At 45.3% G+C, this 18,444-nt stretch carries 17 protein-coding genes; 6 read left to right on the plus strand and 11 right to left on the minus strand.

The annotated features are described in order from the left end of the window. Positions 1-268 precede the first annotated feature (268 nt). Positions 269-3,193, plus strand: a complete 2,925-nt coding sequence (locus ACLD71_RS20875) for a glycoside hydrolase family 48 protein (protein ID WP_411991902.1) — start codon at positions 269-271, stop codon at positions 3,191-3,193. Between the two features lie 66 nt (positions 3,194-3,259). Here ACLD71_RS20875 and ACLD71_RS20880 read toward each other — a convergent pair whose 3' ends face one another. Next, positions 3,260-4,204 (minus strand): L-lactate dehydrogenase, encoded by a 945-nt coding sequence (locus ACLD71_RS20880; protein WP_411991904.1) that lies wholly within the window; start codon positions 4,202-4,204, stop codon positions 3,260-3,262. 172 nt (positions 4,205-4,376) lie between these two features. On the opposite strand from ACLD71_RS20880, the gene ACLD71_RS20885 reads away from it, so the two are divergent. Next, positions 4,377-5,009 (plus strand): glutathione S-transferase, encoded by a 633-nt coding sequence (locus ACLD71_RS20885; protein WP_411991905.1) that lies wholly within the window; start codon positions 4,377-4,379, stop codon positions 5,007-5,009. A gap of 22 nt (positions 5,010-5,031) precedes the next feature. On the opposite strand, the gene ACLD71_RS20890 is transcribed toward ACLD71_RS20885, so the two are convergent. Continuing rightward, entirely contained in the window at positions 5,032-5,628 is a 597-nt protein-coding gene (locus ACLD71_RS20890; RefSeq protein ID WP_411991907.1) for a TetR/AcrR family transcriptional regulator, read from the minus strand. A gap of 115 nt (positions 5,629-5,743) precedes the next feature. On the opposite strand from ACLD71_RS20890, the gene ACLD71_RS20895 reads away from it, so the two are divergent. Both ACLD71_RS20895 and ACLD71_RS20900 read left to right on the plus strand, forming a co-directional pair. Next, on the plus strand, positions 5,744-6,277 hold the full coding sequence (locus ACLD71_RS20895; RefSeq protein WP_411991908.1) for a dihydrofolate reductase family protein: 534 nt from the start codon (positions 5,744-5,746) through the stop codon (positions 6,275-6,277). 137 nt (positions 6,278-6,414) lie between these two features. Next, positions 6,415-7,197: a substrate-binding periplasmic protein gene (locus ACLD71_RS20900; protein ID WP_411991910.1), complete on the plus strand. Its 783-nt coding sequence runs from the start codon at positions 6,415-6,417 to the stop codon at positions 7,195-7,197. 46 nt (positions 7,198-7,243) lie between these two features. Here the strand turns inward: ACLD71_RS20900 and ACLD71_RS20905 are convergent, their stop codons facing one another. From ACLD71_RS20905 to ACLD71_RS20920, 4 genes are read right to left on the minus strand one after another with little or no spacing between them, the layout of a single operon-like run. Continuing rightward, positions 7,244-7,741: a protein disulfide oxidoreductase gene (locus ACLD71_RS20905; protein WP_411991912.1), complete on the minus strand. Its 498-nt coding sequence runs from the start codon at positions 7,739-7,741 to the stop codon at positions 7,244-7,246. Beyond that, positions 7,731-8,537, minus strand: coding sequence for a thioredoxin domain-containing protein (locus ACLD71_RS20910; RefSeq protein WP_411991914.1), 807 nt, complete (start codon positions 8,535-8,537; stop codon positions 7,731-7,733). Before ACLD71_RS20910 ends, ACLD71_RS20905 begins: the two co-directional genes overlap by 11 nt. A gap of 4 nt (positions 8,538-8,541) precedes the next feature. After that, entirely contained in the window at positions 8,542-10,617 is a 2,076-nt protein-coding gene (locus ACLD71_RS20915; protein WP_411991916.1) for a protein-disulfide reductase DsbD family protein, read from the minus strand. 43 nt (positions 10,618-10,660) lie between these two features. Beyond that, positions 10,661-11,008, minus strand: a complete 348-nt coding sequence (locus tag ACLD71_RS20920; protein WP_411991917.1) for a hypothetical protein — start codon at positions 11,006-11,008, stop codon at positions 10,661-10,663. Positions 11,009-11,224: 216 nt separating this feature from the next. Here ACLD71_RS20920 and ACLD71_RS20925 point away from each other — a divergent pair, with 216 nt between their 5' ends. Both ACLD71_RS20925 and ACLD71_RS20930 read left to right on the plus strand, forming a co-directional pair. Beyond that, a complete protein-coding gene (locus ACLD71_RS20925; protein WP_411991919.1) occupies positions 11,225-11,647 on the plus strand; it encodes a DJ-1/PfpI family protein in 423 nt (140 codons plus the stop codon). Between the two features lie 51 nt (positions 11,648-11,698). Continuing rightward, a complete protein-coding gene (locus ACLD71_RS20930; RefSeq protein ID WP_411991921.1) occupies positions 11,699-12,166 on the plus strand; it encodes a GlxA family transcriptional regulator in 468 nt (155 codons plus the stop codon). A gap of 43 nt (positions 12,167-12,209) precedes the next feature. On the opposite strand, the gene ACLD71_RS20935 is transcribed toward ACLD71_RS20930, so the two are convergent. From ACLD71_RS20935 to ACLD71_RS20955, 5 genes are all read right to left on the minus strand, one after another. Then, positions 12,210-14,246 (minus strand): methyl-accepting chemotaxis protein, encoded by a 2,037-nt coding sequence (locus tag ACLD71_RS20935; protein ID WP_411991923.1) that lies wholly within the window; start codon positions 14,244-14,246, stop codon positions 12,210-12,212. A 307-nt stretch (positions 14,247-14,553) separates the two neighbouring features. Further along, positions 14,554-15,021, minus strand: coding sequence for a DUF302 domain-containing protein (locus ACLD71_RS20940; protein WP_411991924.1), 468 nt, complete (start codon positions 15,019-15,021; stop codon positions 14,554-14,556). A gap of 110 nt (positions 15,022-15,131) precedes the next feature. After that, positions 15,132-15,944: a hypothetical protein gene (locus tag ACLD71_RS20945; RefSeq protein ID WP_137671664.1), complete on the minus strand. Its 813-nt coding sequence runs from the start codon at positions 15,942-15,944 to the stop codon at positions 15,132-15,134. Next, positions 15,937-16,500: an RNA polymerase sigma factor gene (locus ACLD71_RS20950; RefSeq protein WP_411991926.1), complete on the minus strand. Its 564-nt coding sequence runs from the start codon at positions 16,498-16,500 to the stop codon at positions 15,937-15,939. Before ACLD71_RS20950 ends, ACLD71_RS20945 begins: the two co-directional genes overlap by 8 nt. Before the next feature lie 13 nt (positions 16,501-16,513). Beyond that, positions 16,514-18,322 (minus strand): vWA domain-containing protein, encoded by a 1,809-nt coding sequence (locus ACLD71_RS20955; RefSeq protein ID WP_411991927.1) that lies wholly within the window; start codon positions 18,320-18,322, stop codon positions 16,514-16,516. Positions 18,323-18,444: the final 122 nt, after the last annotated feature.

Consider the following 18,444-nt stretch of genomic DNA (forward strand, 5'->3'; position numbering starts at 1 on the left):
GGTGAATTATACCTTTATTCGCATGGGGGAATTATGTGATTAGTCAATACCGTGAGGGCGCAATTTGCCGCAAAGACTTCGCCGGAGAGCGAACACTAGCCGAGCTCACAAATAAGTTGAATAAACATACATGCATAGCAAATGGTAAATAGCTAGCGAACGAAGAATACAGCTTTTAGCACAGAGCTGCCCAGCCACGACTCGCCTGCTATTGATAATACTCAACTCATCTACACGATGAGTATTTTCACATGAAACGGAGATTCACATGTTTTTATCTAAAACATCTAGCAAGCAGTCCAAGCTGGCTAAAAGCAAATTTAAACATCCCTCTTTACGCCTATCTATTGCCGTTGCACTTGCTACAGCAGGTTTAAGTAGCGTGGCAAATGCAGGGGTATATCAAGATAGATTTACCGAAATGCGCAACGAGATCTATAACCCCGAAAATGGCTACTTAAGCGCTGACGGCGGCCCTTACCATTCTATCGAAACCTTTATTATTGAAGCGCCAGATCATGGCCACGAGTCAACCTCAGAAGCCTACTCATACATCCTGTGGTTAGAAGCAGTGCACGGTAAAATTACCGGTGATTGGCAACCACTAATCGACGCTTGGGAAATCATTGAAACCCAAATTATTCCTACTTCGGCCATGCAGCCAACGGCAGCAAATTATGCATCAGGTAAAGCCACTTATGTGCCAGAGGGACCATTACCATCCAGTTACCCACTGGCGCTTGATTCAGGCGCAGCAGTGGGTGAAGACCCTATTAGTGCTGGGCTAGCAAGCACCTACGGAACCTGGGACGTATACGGTATGCATTGGCTACTGGATATGGACAATACCTACAAATATGGCAACTTAGGCGACGGTGTCTCTACCCCTTCTTACATCAATACCTTTCAACGTGGCGAGCAAGAATCGGTGTGGGAAACTGTCCCCCACCCGTCTTGGGAAGAGTTTAAGTGGGGTGGCCAGTATGGCTTTTTAGATTTATTTGTGTCAGAGCCGCAAGCACCTGCTGCGCAGTGGCGTTACACAAATGCACCCGATGCCGATGCACGTGTGGTACAAGTTATGTACTGGGCACTGCAATGGATGAAAGACCAAGGTGTAGACCCAGAAGTGGTGGCGCCTGGCTTAATGGCTAAAACCTCAAAAATGGGCGACTACCTGCGTTTAGCCATGTTTGATAAATACTTCAAAAAAATTGGTTCACAAGATGAACAAGGTAGCGCAGGCACTGGCTATGATTCTGCTCACTATTTAATGTCGTGGTATTACTCTTGGGGCGGCCCAATTGATACTAGCCAGAACTGGGGCTGGCGCATTGGCTCTAGCCATATTCACTACGCCTACCAAAACCCTATGGCTGCGTACGCACTATCTCAAATCCCAGAGCTAAAACCACTGGCTCCTAACTCGGTAGAAGATTGGACGGTAGGTTTAGAGCGCTCTCTCGAGTTTTTCCAATGGACTCAATCGGCAGAAGGTGCATTTTCTGGCGGGGCAACCAATAGTTGGAATGGCACTTACTCTACTTATCCGATAGAGCGCCAAGACGCGACCTTCTACGGCATGGTGTACGACGAAAACCCAGTGTATGAAGATCCAGGTTCAGGCACGTGGTTTGGCTGGCAAGCATGGGGTACCGAACGCGTAGCCGAGTACTACTACATTACTGGCGAAACCCGTGCTAAAGCGATTATGGATAAATGGATTGGCTGGATCCTAGATAGCACTCCAGCCACAGGCTTAGCTGTACTCGACTTCAGCAATAACGATGTTAAGTTGGCTGCTGGCCTCGAGTTTAGCGGCTTACCTGAAAAATGGGACCCAGCAAACCCACAAGCTAATACCAACTTACACGTAACGGTGACTTCGCAAAACCAAGATGTAGGTGTAGCTCACAGCTTAGCCAAAGCCTTGATGTATTACGCGGCCGCTGAAGAAAAACACCAAGGGCAAGTTCACCAAGGTGCTAAAGATGCTGCTCAGAATATCTTAGACAGATTTTGGGCAAACCACCGCACCGACAAAGGGGTATCAGCACCTGAATCACGCGGCGATTACCGAGACAGAATTAACGACCCGGTATACTTCCCTGCAGGCTGGAGCGGCGTAAATGCAGTAGGCGCAGACTTAAACGCGAACACCACCTTTAGCAGTATGCGTCCTTTCTATAACGATACCGATCCAGGTTACGTTGAATTACAAAATGCGATTAGCGAAGACCGCGACCCAACGTACACCTATCACCGATACTGGGCACAGGTTGACGTAGCTACAGCTAATGCTCTATTTGAGGATTTATTCCCGATAAGCTGTGATGTAAACTGCCCACCAACGGCTAAAGATATAAGTGCTAGCACGAATATTGATACGCCTGCCAGCATTACCTTAGAAGGTAGCGACAGCAACGGTAGCATTATTAGTTACAGCTACAGCCAAGCCAGCAATGGCGTGGTAAGTGGTACTGGTCCGCAAGTAACTTACACTCCTAATACTGGCTATGTGGGAGTGGATAGCTTTACCTATACGGTTACCGATGATGAGCAGCTTACCTCAGATCCAGCAACGGTGACGGTAACGGTAGAAGACCCAAATAGTAACCTTCCTCCAGAAGCATGTTTTACCGCAACACCAACCTCAGCGTATGTTGGTGACCCTGTAGCCTTTGATGCAAGCTGCTCAAGCGATGCAGATGGCGATACCCTTAGCTACAGCTGGGCGTTTGGTGATACCAACTCTGCCACTGGAGTCAGTGCAAGCCACAGCTATCAAGCAGTGGGTAGCTACAGCGCGATGCTCAGTGTTGATGATGGTAAAGGCGGTGTAGATACCACGAGCAAAACCATCATCGTAAGCGAAGCACCCGTAGTCGCTAACTGTACGTACACCATCGACAACGAATGGGGCTCTGGTTTTGTTGCCAATATTACCATTGCTAATAATACAAGCTTAGTGATTAACTCATGGGATGTAAGCTGGAGCTATAGTGACGGCTCAACCATGAGCAACGGATGGAATGCCACCATCAGCGGTGCGAACCCATACAATGCGGTAGCACTGGCGTGGAATGGCCAAATACAACCAGGGCAATCTGTTACCTTTGGTTTGCAAGGCAATAAAGGCGTAGCAAACGCCCCAGCCCCAATCCCAACAGTAACTGGCTCAGTTTGTAACTAAGTCGATCTTAGGTAAAAAACTATTAAAAAAGGAGGCTCAGCGCCTCCTTTAAAGCTCGTAATTAGCTCAAAAACCAATACTAGCTAGGCTTTCTCGCATGGTTTCACCAGACAATTGCAATGCTGCCAGCTCTTCACTCTCTAAGGGCAATTCAACCAACTTTTCAACTCCTTTCACGCCAACACAGGCGGGTAAACTTAAAGCAACATTACTTATTCCATATTCGCCACTTAAACGCACCGATATCGGCAACACTGTTTTGCTATCATCTAGAATGGCTTCTACCAAGCGAGCAATAACAACACCAATGGCTAGGTTGGTATAACCTTTACCTTCAATGATTTTATAAGCAGCTTGCTTCACTCTTATGGCCAGTTCATCCAGCGTGCTTTTTGAATAATCGATACCCAACACCATTCGTTCTTTAATGGCCAAGCCGCCAATACTTACCGTAGACCAAGCCGCCAGCTCGGTGTCTCCGTGCTCACCTAATATGTAGCCATGTACAGATTGAGGACCAACATGGTACATGTTACCTAATAGGGTTTTTAAGCGAGAAGTATCTAACATAGTGCCGGTACCAACTATCCGATGTTTAGGTCGCCGGCTAAGTTCTTGCAACATAAAGGTCAACACGTCTACTGGATTACTTGCTACCACCACAATGGCACTTGGTGCATAGCGATCAAGCTGCTCGGCAATAGATTTAAAAACCTTGGTATTGTTTTCTAATAGCTCTAATCGGCTCTCGCCTGGCTTTTGCCCCACTCCAGCTGTCACAACAATCACTTGGCAACGCGCTAAATCAGTATATCCACCAGCACTTACCTGCATTCGCCCAGTTAATCCTTGTCCGTGCATTAAATCCAAGGCTTCTCCTTCAGCCCGTGCTTTATTCATGTCAACCAGCACCAGTTCTTCACAAGCTTCGCGCAGATACAAAGCATAAGCACCTGCCACACCAACATTACCCACTCCAACAATGCCAACACTTCGCGTTCTATGTTCCATTACTTTTCCTTTAAATAACATTGCACGCCTACAGGCGGCATTAATATGAGAAAAATTAATAATAAATTAGTGTTAGCGTTAGACTCACTTTTTAGCAAGGTTTAAAGTCATAGGCTTGCGTGGTTTAGCTTAACTGGTTAAGGTCAGCCCATCTAAATTGAAGGAACAGTTTATGCCCGCCACACTCTATTCTTTTCGTCGTTGTCCTTATGCAATGCGCGCCCGCCTAGCCATTGCTATAAGCCAAACACCTGTGTTGCTCAGAGAAATACTGCTGAAAAACAAGCCAGAGGAAATGCTCGCGCTTTCACCCAAGGGCACAGTGCCCGTATTAAAGCTTGAAAACGGTGAAGTGATTGAAGAAAGCGTTGAGATTATGTTGTGGGCACTTGAACAAGCCGATCCACAAGCATGGCTTGCTCCCAATCACAGCAAAATGCTGCAATGGGTAGAAGAGAACGACGGACAATTTAAAACTGCACTCGATAAATACAAATACGCGGTGCGCTTTCCCGAACAAAGCCCCGAAGACTACCGCCAGCAAGGCGAGCTGTTTTTACTAAAAATGGAACGACAACTTAGCCAAAGTCGCTACCTAATGGGCGAGCAATTAAGCCTCGCAGATATGGCCTTATTACCTTTTATTCGCCAGTTTGCCTCGGTAGATTTACATTGGTTTGAGCAAGCCCCCTACCCACAGCTACAAGCTTGGTTAAAGCAGTTCATTGATTCGGCATTGTTTCGTTCAATCATGCAAAAATACCCGACCTGGTTAGACAGCCAACAAGAAGTGAGCTTCCCTTAAGGGGGATTATTCAGCAATTAATTTAACCAGTCGATTTAGCTGCTAGCGCGTCAACAAAAAATGCCATCACCTTGTCGTCTACTCGCATGGTTAGAGGGTCTTCGGTCTTGTTGCAACTTACTGCTAAAGCAAAACCATGTAGGTAATCCACCAATAAATGCAATGCTTGCTCTATATGTTCTTGGCTAAGGTTCAGCGGCCTTAATATCAAACTAAAACGCTGGCTAAATAACTCTGCAGGGCCATGTGTTTTCATCGACAGCAAAGTAGTCAATAAACCCGCATTTTGTTGTAACAGCAGTAAATAGCTTTCACATAAACGTGTTAACTCCCACTTCCAGAAGTGATTACTTAGTGAATCCAACTCAGAGGCTTGCGGCTGATAAATGCCTTCAATCAAGGTCAGCGTTAACGCTTCTAACAAGGCGTTTTTATTATCGAAATAGTAATAAATAGCCATTGGGTCAACCTGTAAAGCTGCGGCTAGCTGCCTTATGCTAGGCACTTTTCCAGACTCTTGCTGTAACGCTGTTGCCTGCAACAAAATCTTCTGCTTTGTCAGTGAGTTGGCATTTTGCTTAGGCCTGCCACGCTGTTTTTGCTTGACCACTTTAGTCATTTTTCGTTAACCTACACATATAATTCTACAGTGTAGAATTATATGTGTAATACACGCTATTTCAAGCGTTAGACGCACTCACTTAAAGATCTTTTTGATTATCGGGAGCAATTAAATGTCGAATATCGTATACATCGCAGTCAGCCTAGATGGCTTTATCGCCGATAAAAATGGTGGTTTAGAGTGGTTAGAAAGCGTGCCAAACCCAGAAGGGCTGGACTTAGGTTACAACGCATTTATTGAAAGTATTGATGCTTTAGTCATGGGCAGAAACACCTTTGAAAAAGTAATCAGCTTTGATTGTGAATGGCCTTACAGGAAACCAGTAATGGTATTAAGTAACAGCCTAAAAAAATTACCAGAAGGGTTTACAGGCGATGTGCGGCTAATGAACGGTGAGCTAACAACTCTAGTAAATCAGCTTAATCAACAGGGTTTCAATAACTTGTATATTGATGGAGGACTTACCATTCAGCAGTTTTTAGCTCAAGACCTCATCGACGAACTTATTCTTACGCGCTTTCCTATGCTTTTAGGTGGAGGCGCCCCTCTGTTTGGTGACCTACCTAGCATCAAACGCTTCAAGCACCAAAAAACTACTGTATTGCTAGACCAACTAGTTCAAAGTCACTACGTTCGAGAGCCGTAATTTGGCTCAGCAACTTTGTTCAGATCTATATCGCTATTATTTAATTACATAATAAACACACTATCACTAAACGCTAATTGCTGCTTTAATAAACAATGAAATGGATTTCGCTAGTCTCCCTAAACTAAGGATTGGGTTTGCTTATTTCTCAGTACTTTCGCCGATTAATATTTGCAGGCTGCGTGGGCCTAGGAGTGTTATCTACGCCCCTTAAAAGTGCAGAACTGATCACTCTTACTAATAGTGAGTGGCCACCCTTTACCTCTAAACACCTTCCTCACCAAGGTTTTTACTCTGAGATAGTTCGTCAAGCCTTTGCCTTAGAGGGTTACCAAGTTGAATACCAATTTTTACCGTGGGCACGCGCTTACATGTACGTGAAACAAGGAGAGGTAGATGGCTCTTTAACCTGGGCTAAAACCGAGCAAAAAGAGCAAGAAGTGCTGTTTAGTGACCCGGTATTTTGGCACACAAAGGTATTTTTTCATCTCAGCAGTGAGCCATTTGAATGGCAAAATATAAGCGATTTACATGGACATAGAATTGGCGCTACCGAACTCTATACATACGGTCATGCCTTTGACTCTGCGGCTAAAAATGGAGAGATTAATGTAGAATATGTCTCTTCGGATTTGCTTAACTTTAAGAAAATGCTACTTAATAGAGTTCAGCTTTTTCCTTCCGACATCATGGTGGGGAAAACACTTATTCAACAACACTTTACCGCGGAACAAGCCGCTCTGTTTACCTACCATCCTAAGTCGGTACAACAAACCTATACCCATGTGATTTTCTCAAAGAAAAATAGTGAGCGAAATCAACTGCTATTAGCTGCATTTAACCGTGGCCTCGCTAAGTTAAAAAGCTCTGGCCGTTATCAACAAATTGTAGATAACGCGACTTTAGACACACTAGAATAGGAAAAGCCACAACGCTAGATGTGGCTTTTCTCTCGTTTCAATACAGTTAAGACACCAGCATGCGCCACCACATTCCTGGCAACGTGGTAAAGCCAGCAGTGTAGTGTTTCAGTTCGCCGTCTTTTATCACCATCAAAGTGGGTGTTACACCAACGCCCCATAGCGACCCCAACTGCCCTTGCGGGTCATTAACTACGTTAAATTGATAGTCATGATGGTTTAAGTAGGCTTGCACCTTGCTTTGATTACCAGAGCGTAACGCCACCGTAACCACGTTAAAGTGATTAGCCATGGTGTTTACCGCAGGGCTAACAAAGTTGCATACACCACACCAAGAGCCCCAAAAATATACCAGTACCGGTTCATTTTCGCTTAATGCATGTAAATCAATCGACTCGCCATTAACACCTTGAGCACTTAGCTGAGGCAGCTGACCTTCTGGCAGATCTTGGGAGCGCCAAAGGTCTACACCAATGCTTATCACCGTAACAAAAAACAGCAGCGATATAAGTTGTTTAAAGGCACTCCATATCTTACTGGCCATGTGTTTGCTCCTTAGCATTTAGCTCAGCGTCAATTGCCTGCTTTATTTGCTCGTAAGCCACCAATCCGGGTATCACATCGTTGGAGAAAACCAAACTTGGCGTACCACCAATGCCTAATTGCTCCATTAATCGAATATTGCCATCGAGAATCTGTTTTACCAGAGCATTTTGTTTAGAGGCTTCGAGTGACTTTTCACTGCTCGTTAGTTTAGCGACTTTGGCGATAGACTCACTGGTCAAACGGCTTGGGCTAGCCATTAGCTTGTTATGTAAAGCCATAAACTGTTGCGGTTGTTCTAACCAAAGAGTTTGAGCAAACATTGCCGCTTCTTCTGAGCTTGGGCCCAATACCGGTACCATTTTAATCACCACCCGCAGTTGCGGATATTCTTCAACTAATTTGGCCAGCGAAGGTTCTACTCGCTTACAGTAAGGGCAGTTAAAATCGGTAAAATAGGCAATGGTAATACTCGGCTTATCGCTGCCCATCCAAGGGTCATTGGGGTTATTAAACAAATGGTCTGCTTGTTGTTGAATGACGCCTTTTACACCTAATTGCTGTTGCTGCTCTTGATATGCTTGAAAGGCGATAATCGCATCACGCAGTATCTCTGGATCCTCTACCATCGCATCGCGGATAAGTAGCTTAAGCTCGGCACGTTGTTCATCACTAAAGCTCGATGTTTCAGCATTTACTTGTGCACTGTTGAATGCTAAAAATGCTAGGCTCATCAGCAAAAAAGCCGCCTTATTCATCGTTGCTTTAATGGTGGAAATAGTGATTGAAGTCATCATAGATTTACTCCTGAATTCGAATAGCAGAGCCAGTAGCTTGAGCGAACGCTTGCTCTATGGCTTGGTGGCTTAATATAACGGGAAGTGCGATACCTTGCGGAGCCGCAGGGCCATAAACAATGTTAAATGGCACGCCAAAGCGCTGATAGCTTTGCAAAAATGTACTCACCTGATTAGAAGGCTTGGTCCAGTCGCCTTTCACTAAGCGGGTCGAAGGCTGCTTTAATAAGCTATAAGTAGGGTTTTGTAATATCACCCCTACTTTATTGGCTTTACAGGTAATGCACCAGTCGGCGGTGACGTCTACAAACACAACGTTTCCCTGCTTAACCTGCTCAGCAATATTGCTTTGTTGTAAAGGCTGCCAGACTAAATCGGTAGGCAAGGCTTTAGCCCACCGCTCACTGGTTAAGGCACCAAGTAAAGCCACACCACCGCCTAACAAGACCATTGAACTTAAACTAATCAGCAGTACTTTTGCGCCATGCTGTTTAGCTAAAATCAATACAAATACCAACAACAGCAAAGTCACAACAGCAAGCAATATTGGCGTTGCTACAAAGTTTGCCAATAGACTAACTAGCCATAAACAGGTGAGCAGCAGCATTAGTGCAAAAATTAGCTTCACTTTGCCCATCCACTTACCGGGCTTTGGCAGGGCTTGAGCTAAACGAGGAAAAGCAGCGACCAATAACCAAGGCAAGGCCATACCTAATGCTAAGGCTGTAAATATCACCAATAAGCTCGCGGTGTCGGCGCCTAATGCAAAAGCTACCGCAGTGCCTAAAAATGGCGCACTGCATGGCGTGGCTAACAAGGTAGCAAACATGCCCTGTAAAAAGTGCCCTAAGTAGCTGTTGTCGCCGCTGGTGGCTAAGCGAGTCTGCCAAGAAGAAGGTAAACTAATTTCAAAAGCACCGAGCATGTTTATAGCAAACAAGCCTGTCACCAGTACCATGAAAGCAATAAACCAAGGCTGCTGAAACTGCACGCCCCACCCCACGGCTTGGCCACTAAACTTAAGTAGCAATACAAAGCCTGCCAACAGCCAAAACGACGCCACAATACCCGCGGCAGACGCCACAAATTGACGGCGAATGTGTGCCTGTTGTTGATGAGGTGCAGCAATGACCGAGCTAAGCTTCATGCCAAGTACCGGTAATACACAGGGCATAATGTTCAAGATTAAGCCACCCAATAAGGCAAACGCCAACAACTTAAACCAAGAAACAGATTCAAGCATTACTGCGCCAGCTTGTACTGTTGCGTGATATTCATAAGCGTGCTGCTTATCAAATACACTTACCTTGAGCGTATTACCCAATAGTTCTGGCTCACCTAGCCAGTTTGCGCCATTGAATATGGCGCTCAGGCCATTGGCACTTTGTTCTAACTGCAACAACTTAAAGGTGGTATCAGGGTCACCGTCCACCAGCACAGTAGGTTGTTGCCAATCTAGGCCTTTGGCCAAATTTACTTGCAGCCGTTGCTGATTTGCATCCCAAATAAACTCACTGTTATTGCTACTCACTACCTGTGGAACCGCTACCTTGGCCTTGTTGTATAAATACATGGCTTCGCTGTCTACCCGTAGCTGTTCAGGAATAAAATCTAAGCTGAAGGGATAGTCGGTAAGCACACATACATTGGTGCACGTAGATAAGGTAAGAACCCCTTGCAACTTAGTGGCTTGGGTTAAGGAAGTCACGGTAAGTAATAGCGGAAAATCAACACTATGCTGGTAGCCGTAGGTTTCTAAGCCTAACAATGAAAAACGCTGTGGAACAGGCCACAACCATTCAGCCGAGTCGAAATTGCTCGAACCTTGCCAATCAATGCTAGGAGCAACACCACCCTCACCAGGTGACCGCCAATAGGTTTTCCAATCGTCTTCCAACTTAACTTGTAAAACTGCAGGTAAACGCTGGGTTGCGGCGTCTAACTCGCCGGTAAGCATAAGCCGTACTTGAGCTGGCGGATGCTGAGGTGAGCTAAGCCAAGCAGTACTTTGAGCAAATACCGTGGTAGAAAACACCAAGCTAAACAGCAGCATTAGTCGTAATAAAATGTTCAATATCATCTCCAAAAATGAAAAAAGTAAACGCGAGAGAAAGCGTTCAGTTTTATTCTCGAAAATGACACTGGCTACAATACAGCCGTCGCGGAGGAGGAATAGTGGGCTTAGCAAAAGGCAGTGTATAGCCAGCACTTTGGGCAGCCAAAGTTGCAAAGGCCAAAAACAACACCACTACAAATACTTGCTCTACATTTTGTTGTTGCTGCTGTAAAACGTGTTCGCTAAGTTGACAACCTTCGTTAGTAATAAGCCCACCAGCAAGCTCTTCACTCGCCACATGTGCTTGTGGACACGTTACCTTAAGCCCGATGTTTTTAGCCACGCACACGCTTAGCATTACTGCGAGCAGTAATAGGCTTACGGTGGCTTTAAACTGTTCTTGTTTAAACAACATAGTTTGGACTAATAAGGTAATAGCAAGTGAGTACTTATACCAACATTGGTTTTCAAGTAAAGCCGTAAGTAATACAGCAACAAACTATAAGACCGGGAAACCCGTATTTTATTCCCAGAGAAATGCAACTTCGTAGTTTACCAATGGTCGAAGCTAGGTGTTTGTTCTATAAGACCTTCGTCCTCAAAACATGCTAAATGTGAGTAAGCTTTTACCATGACTACATCAACGTCTATTACTGTTATTAATTATCCTGGTGCATTGCAATCAGCAGTGTTTGGCCTTCAAGAAATGCTTAGCTTAGCTAACGATATAACGGAATCAATGCAGCATAACCACCGCTTTACCTGCCAACAGCTTACACCAGAGCAATGTACAGATACGGTTCCGCAAAAAGCGAACAACTCACAGCAAATTATTGTTGTGCCACCTAGCCTGAAAGATCAGTATTACTTAGCGCCAAGCCAAGACTTTATCAACTGGCTAAGCAAGCAACATCAACACGGGGTGCTGTTAAGTTCTGCTTGTGCTGGCGCATTTATTCTTGCCAAAACGGGTGTATTAAATCAACGCACTGCAACCACTCATTGGGGCCTAGCTGATGAATTTGCTAAGCATTACCCAGATGTAAAACTGTAAAGTGACGCCATACTCATCAACGATGGAGATGTTATTACCGCAGGGGGCGTGATGTCTTGGTTAGATTTAGGCTTGGAGTTGGTTGCGCAATGTACCCACCCAGGGATAATGCGCCAACTGGGTAAAAACATGGTGATTGATACCGGGCTGCGCGAGCAGCGTTATTATCAAAGTTTTAAACCTCGTTTCGAGCATGGCGATAATGACATCATTAAAGTGCAGCATTTTTTGCAGAGCCATTACCCCACATCAATCAACATTGCCCTACTTTGCCAACAGTGCTTTCTTACTGAACGCACCTTGTTACGCCGCTTTGTAAAAGCAACTGGCTTAAAACCTATTCAGTATTTGCAAAAATTAAGAGTGCAAAAGGCCTGCGAATTAATTGAAAATAGTCAGCTTAAACTTGAGGCTATTGCGCTAAAGGTGGGTTACGAAGACCCTGGTGCGTTTCGAAAAGTGTTTATTAAAGTGATCGGCTTAAGCCCACGAGAGTTTCGTCGCCGCTTTAGCGGATAACAACATACTATCGCCAGCCACGCTGGCGATAGTATTCGTCGTGTTAACTAAATTGCGCTACCTGATGATGCAACTCTTGCGACAGATCTTGTAGATGAGTCGCGCTATTTGCCGTTTGCGCCGCCGTGGTGCGGCTATCGCTGGTTAAATTACTAATTTGAGAAGCATTAGCCGCAATTTCTTGTGATACTTGCGATTGCTGCTCAGTAGTCGCTGCAATGGTCACCGACTGACTGGCAATGCTCGCCACTTGCTCAGTAATGCCATTAAGTGCTTCGCCAGTTTGCGCGGCATGTTCGGTAAAAAACTCTCCGCGTTTTTGGCTTTCGCTCATCATCTTCACCGCGTTATTGGTGCTGTTTTGTAGTTTGCCAATAATACCTTCGACTTCTTTCACCGATTCCTGAGTACGTTGTGCTAAGGTTCTCACCTCATCAGCAACCACCGCAAAACCACGGCCTTGTTCGCCAGCGCGAGCAGCTTCTATAGCGGCGTTTAAGGCCAACAAGTTGGTTTGGTCGGCAATATCGTTAATCATTCGAGTAACATCTTGAATATTGTTACTCTCTTGGCCCACTAGCTCAATAGCTTCAGCAGATGAATGCAGTTGTTGATTGAGCAAATCAATCTCATTCACCATGCGCTCAACCAGTTGTGCGCCTTCCTGAGTATTGTTATCTGCCTCTCTCACACTCACCGCAATTTCCTCGACTTGCTGAGCTACAGAGGCCGCAGAAGACGACATTTCTTCAATCGCGGCAGCCACTTGGTCAACTTGTGCTTGCTGAGAGTCTAACTGGCCTAGGCTATGCTCAGCATCTTTATAAACACCGTTAGATTTACTCTGCAAATCACTGCTAGTTTCTCGAATACTGCTCACCAACACATTCAATTTGTTGGCCATCTCTTTTGCACCGGCACTAAGCTGCTCTACCTCATTGCTAGATTCTGCTCGGCCGCCTTGAAAGCTCACACTAATTTCGCCATTGCCCATGCGCTGCATGTTTTCACTTAATAACTCTAAGGGTCTGGTCATGCTTCGCAGTAGCATAGCCAAACCAATCAGCACCACCACCGCTACCGAAATAGACACCGCTACAATCAACCATAATAAATCGCTGCTCGCCTTAGTGATTTCACTAACAAAAGTGCCACCCAGTAGCTTCCAATTCCACCCGTCCACTTCAGCAAATACTAGGTATTTCTCGCCGACTACACCTTGATACTCATAGGGATAAAACACGCTGCCAGAAGGTTCTTTAAAAATCGCTTTAAAGGGCTGATTACCTGCGTAATCTCTGCGGTCAATAATAGACTCGCCAGGCTTAACCGAAGGGTGCAATAAATAGTTACCCAGTAGGTGACTAGCATCGTTATCCACCACAATGGTATAGCCCGTATCGCCCCACTTAATCTTAGAGAGATTACTAAAAATCTCCTCAGTGGCTTGGTCAATCGGCACCCCAATAAAGCTTAGGGCTGCCACTTTTCCTTGATCATTTTTAATGGGGTAGTAATAGGTGAGGTAATCCTTACCAAATAGACTCACTTTGGCATGATAAGGTTGACCGCTGAGTAGCACCTTATAACCGGGATGATTAACGCCTAGTTTGGTCCCAACCGCTCGTTCGCCTTGGCTATCTTTCAACGAAGTAGACACTCGCACAAAATCATTGCCAGAGGCGCTAAACAGAGTAGCTACCGCATTGGTATCTCGCGTAAAACGGTCAACAAAACCGTTTGCGCCTATTAGCGACGCTCCGCGAATGTGAATGTCTTTAACGCTAGTAGATTCAAAGCTCACTTCACGGTTGGCAACGGTAACACCGTTCATGTAACCATTGCGAAATGTTGCCTCAAGATCGTGAGCCCGTTCAAGGTAACCATCAAATTGCCCAGCAACCATTGAAGCAACAGCGTTAACTTTAGACTGATGATCAACCATCGCCTGTTCAAACAAAGCTTTAGACGCTTTGTTGTATACCAGCGCCGCCATAACGCTCAGTCCGAGCAGAATAATCAATCCAATAATCAACTGTAGTTGTATTGAAATGCTACGGCTCTTGAACCCATTAATCATATCTAACTCCCTTTGATGCTTATAAGCTGACAGTTTAGTCAACTAAATATCACTAGGGTTAATTTATTTAATTCAATTGATGATGTAAATGTCATATGAATGTGATGGGAGGCTTCTTTGTTTTACATCAATAAGTGCTTAAGGCAGGCATGAACCAAGGTCTATTACAATATTTAACTGGGAGGTAAAGCTCACAAAACAACCATTGATTTTTTTGTGAGCTTTCGAACTTTAAAACGAGTTTTAGGCTTAAATAGCGTAAGCAAAGCCTATCTTTTTGCTTACGCTTGCCAATTTACAGCAACAATTAATTCGCGGCGGCTTTAGAAATACCCGCTAGTGCTCCGCTAACTTTGCTTAACACCGCTTCACAACCTTGCATGTTGTGGCGCTTAGCCAAATACTGAGGATCGTTATAAGAAATCCACACTTTGCCTACTTCATCTTGCCAAACTAAGGCTTTTTGCGGTAAATCTAAAGCCATTAACTGCTGACATAGCATTAACGGTGAGCCCACTTTGGGATTACCAAAAATCACTAATTCAGTATCTCTAAGCTCAATGTCTACCTTAGCAGCCCCTTCTGAGTGTTTAATATGATTAAACACCGTCATGCCTTTTTTCTCGAGTATCTGCAGCATCCGTTCAGCGGTTTGGCTAACCGTGTGCTGGCTTGCAACATTAATCACGCCCTCGCTATTGGCAGTTGCCCCGCCTACAACTCCCGCAGCCGCAATACTAACAGCCAATATTAAACGTCGAATCATTCCTTTCATGAAACCTCCAAGATAATACCTACCACAAGCCAGCTATTTAGCTTGCTTAGCTCCTAAACCTTACTTAGCCAAGTCTAGTTCAGTTTTCACTTTTGCCAGCTAAGGCTAAATTAGGGCTGACAATTTCTCGTTAAACCACCCGGTATACGATAGCCTTCTTTGAAATTTCCGTCTGGGCTTTGCTGAGTCACTAACCAAGCCAAATCGTATTCGAATATCTGCCAAGTGCGCCCTTGCCACCTTATCTCTTGTAAGTCTTGCGGCTTAACAAGATCAGTTAGTTTTGCCAGGTCGCTAGCCAATAGCGGTTTGAGTTGTTCTGCTTCAACACCTTGCAAGATGTTTTCAATACAGGAGCGCTGTTGCTCAGTGGCTTTAGCAGTAACTACACTAGCGGGCATTTGGGTAGAGGCGGCATCAAATAAAGCGCGTTCTTGAATTATCATCACTTGCTCAGGCACTTCCGCCGCCTGTCTTTTGGCTGTTTTGGTGCTGGGTTTGGCTTGCTGCTGGCGCGCCTTTTCTTCGCGTTTACGCGCTTCGGCCACCATAAACTCATGTTGTTTCCGTTTACTTTCAGATAAAGCCTCATCACTTTCGCTACGCGCTTCAAGCTGCGGAGCTTGTAGCAAACTCACATGGCTTTGATACTGTATTTCGCTAGGTGGCACACTCGTTTCACTAACCAGCCACCAGCCTAATACACCCACGCAGGCGAATGACGCAGCGCTAGCCCACCAAGGGGCACTCGCCCAAGAATAAGACTTAGCCTTTGGCTTTAGTGTTTCCGCCTGTTTTTTTGCCATCGCTTGAATGCGTTTATCAAGCAGCTCCGAGGGCTGAATATTCTCTGTTGCCTGCTGATAGATGGCATCTATCTCATCGTCGCTAGGGGTTGAATCTGTTGTCGGCTTATCAACCATGATGTTTCTCCCAGCATTCGCGAAGTTGTTGGTAAGCGACTCTAAGTCGACTTTTTATTGCATCAAAAGAGGTTTCCAATACTTGACTCATTTCGGCTACCGCCAAGCCAGATTGTTTTAAACTAAATACCTCTTGCTGCTTTTGCGGTAACAACGAAACACAGCGCAAAATAATCTGTTTATCTACGCCTTGTTGATGTTCTGTTTCAGGGCTAGAAGAAGATGCCAGCTCATCAAAGTTTTGCTCTGCGTCATCTGTTCTCCGCTCTTTAGACCGCCAGTAGTCAGCCACTCGTCGTCGTGTAATGGTGTATAAAAACCCCCTAAAATGCCCAGAGGGCTGGTCAGTTACACTGCCTTGAATAGGCAGCTGATAGGCTTCCGCTTGGGTGATGATAACTTCCCACACCTCTTGAAATACTTCATTGCAGGCGGCCTCGGGCATTTTTTGCCGAATAAACGCAAACAAAGGCTGGCGATGACGCTGATAGAGTTGGTCAAACGCGGCTACGTTACCGCGCTGTCCATAATCAAGCATCAACTGTTCATCACTCATTGAGCTCATAGTGTTAGTTATTAATCCTTGCCGGTAAAGTAACGGGTAATGGCTGCACAGCGTACTCATGCTCTGGCAACTGCACAGGCTGAGGAGTATTGTTCTGCTGTGCTAAGGTATTGGTTAACCTTGCTAACTTAACAAACTCTGCGCGATAACCAAATGCGTCTTGGCCCTTGCCGCTGTTTGCCCATTCAATAATATCCTGATAAGCCAAATCATCAAGGTGTTCGCTAGCTCGGAGTTTTTGACCAAACGCCGCTACCGCAATAGCAAAGCGGTCGTCGTTACTCACGCTCTCAAACTCAACAAGATCTTTATTATATAAACGTTGAGTGTATTTAGCCGACGCGTCAGACTGGGCTTTTTTGTAACGAACCCTCACTTCAGCTAAGGCTTCATTTTTGGGTTTTACCGCCATTTTGTTTTGCTTTTGTTGCTGAAATACCAGTGGGTCAATTAAACCCGGCTTACCTACTGGGGTAATTTCGTAAATCGCGGTTACGCTGTGGCCTGCGCCCATGTCGCCAGCATCTTTCTTGTCGTTATTAAAATCAGCGCGGTCTAACTGGCGGTTCTCGTAACCCAACAAACGGTATTCAGACACCATGGTTGGATTAAATTCTACTTGAAACTTAACGTCGAGAGCCGCGGTATACAAACTACTCCCTAGCTGATCAACCAGTAGTTTTTGCGCTTCGTGCAAGGTATCAATATAACCCGCTACCCCATTACCGTTATCCGCCAACTGCTCCATAAGATGGTCGTTGTAATTGCCGGTGCCAAAACCAATGGTTGAGAACTGCACGCCTGCTTTGCGCTTTTGGCTAATCCTATGTTTAAGCTCGTCGATATCGGTAATGCCCACGTTTAAGTCACCGTCAGACATTAAATACACATGGTTGATTCCACCTTCAATAAAGCCGTATTGCGCTTGGCTATAGGCTAATTCAATCCCCGCTGAACCGTTGGTTGAGCCACCGGCACTTAAACTATTAATGGCGTTTTCAATGGCATGTTTGTCACTCACTTTAGTCGCTGGCAAGGCCACACCAGTGCCACTGGCATAAGTCACAATGGCCACACTGTCGTGAGCTTTAAGTTGATTAAGCATCAATAACATTGACTGCTTCAGCAATGGCAGCTTTTCTTGCGATTGCATCGAGCCCGATACATCCACCAAAAACACCACATTAGCCGCTGGGCGAATATCGGTGTCGGGCTGGTAAGCACTAACACCTATTCGAATCAGTTGGTTGTGTTCATTCCATGGCGAAGCGGTTAGCAAAGTATCAATGGCAATCGGTTGATCTTCACTAAGCTGCTGGTTTGCTGATTGAGAGTAATCGTAGGAAAAGTAGTTAATCAGCTCTTCTACCCGCACCGCATCTTTTGGCGGTAGTCGCCCATTATTAATAAAGCGACGCATGTTAGCGTAACTGGCGCTGTCTACATCGGCGCTAAAGGTAGATACCGGTTGCTCTGCCACCGAGATAACTGCCAAGTTATCGAATTTTTGGTAGTTCTCGGTGTTTTGCACTTCATAATAAACCGCATCGTTTGCGTAGTGCGAGGCAAGGGCCATTTGTGATTGCTGAGCCACTCGCGTTCTTTTTTGGCTTTGCTCAAGCTTTGCAATCGGGTGCATAGGTTTAACTAGAGCCTGATGTTCTTGAATAGCGGGAGAAGTCGCAGGCGGTTGCTGGTTGGTTTGCGCTTGTTCTGCATCGCCAGTTTGGCCACAGGCGGTCAAGGCCGCGAGAGCGATGCCAATGGCAACAGAGCGAGCGACAGGCGAATAGGTGAAAGATAAGTTTTGCATTGTATGAATACCTTGTTGTGACGAATTAGGGTTTAAGACAATCTCAACGAAGTAATCGCAGCTAAAACAAAAGCGAGGCTAAATTAATTTAAAAAAATTTAAATTTTTTTAAAGGCAGCAAA

The sequence above is a fragment of the Agarivorans sp. DSG3-1 genome (assembly GCF_046774965.1).
Classification (GTDB): domain Bacteria; phylum Pseudomonadota; class Gammaproteobacteria; order Enterobacterales; family Celerinatantimonadaceae; genus Agarivorans.

Coding starts and splice junctions, on each gene's coding strand:
- ACLD71_RS20875 (WP_411991902.1), top strand. CDS start 269: ATGTTTTTATCTAAAACATCTAGCAAGCAGTCCAAGCTGGCTAAAAGC.
- ACLD71_RS20880 (WP_411991904.1), bottom strand. CDS start 4,204: ATGGAACATAGAACGCGAAGTGTTGGCATTGTTGGAGTGGGTAATGTT.
- ACLD71_RS20885 (WP_411991905.1), top strand. CDS start 4,377: ATGCCCGCCACACTCTATTCTTTTCGTCGTTGTCCTTATGCAATGCGC.
- ACLD71_RS20890 (WP_411991907.1), bottom strand. CDS start 5,628: ATGACTAAAGTGGTCAAGCAAAAACAGCGTGGCAGGCCTAAGCAAAAT.
- ACLD71_RS20895 (WP_411991908.1), top strand. CDS start 5,744: ATGTCGAATATCGTATACATCGCAGTCAGCCTAGATGGCTTTATCGCC.
- ACLD71_RS20905 (WP_411991912.1), bottom strand. CDS start 7,741: ATGGCCAGTAAGATATGGAGTGCCTTTAAACAACTTATATCGCTGCTG.
- ACLD71_RS20910 (WP_411991914.1), bottom strand. CDS start 8,537: ATGATGACTTCAATCACTATTTCCACCATTAAAGCAACGATGAATAAG.
- ACLD71_RS20915 (WP_411991916.1), bottom strand. CDS start 10,617: ATGATATTGAACATTTTATTACGACTAATGCTGCTGTTTAGCTTGGTG.
- ACLD71_RS20920 (WP_411991917.1), bottom strand. CDS start 11,008: ATGTTGTTTAAACAAGAACAGTTTAAAGCCACCGTAAGCCTATTACTG.
- ACLD71_RS20925 (WP_411991919.1), top strand. CDS start 11,225: ATGACTACATCAACGTCTATTACTGTTATTAATTATCCTGGTGCATTG.
- ACLD71_RS20930 (WP_411991921.1), top strand. CDS start 11,699: ATGTCTTGGTTAGATTTAGGCTTGGAGTTGGTTGCGCAATGTACCCAC.
- ACLD71_RS20935 (WP_411991923.1), bottom strand. CDS start 14,246: ATGATTAATGGGTTCAAGAGCCGTAGCATTTCAATACAACTACAGTTG.
- ACLD71_RS20940 (WP_411991924.1), bottom strand. CDS start 15,021: ATGAAAGGAATGATTCGACGTTTAATATTGGCTGTTAGTATTGCGGCT.
- ACLD71_RS20945 (WP_137671664.1), bottom strand. CDS start 15,944: ATGGTTGATAAGCCGACAACAGATTCAACCCCTAGCGACGATGAGATA.
- ACLD71_RS20950 (WP_411991926.1), bottom strand. CDS start 16,500: ATGAGTGATGAACAGTTGATGCTTGATTATGGACAGCGCGGTAACGTA.
- ACLD71_RS20955 (WP_411991927.1), bottom strand. CDS start 18,322: ATGCAAAACTTATCTTTCACCTATTCGCCTGTCGCTCGCTCTGTTGCC.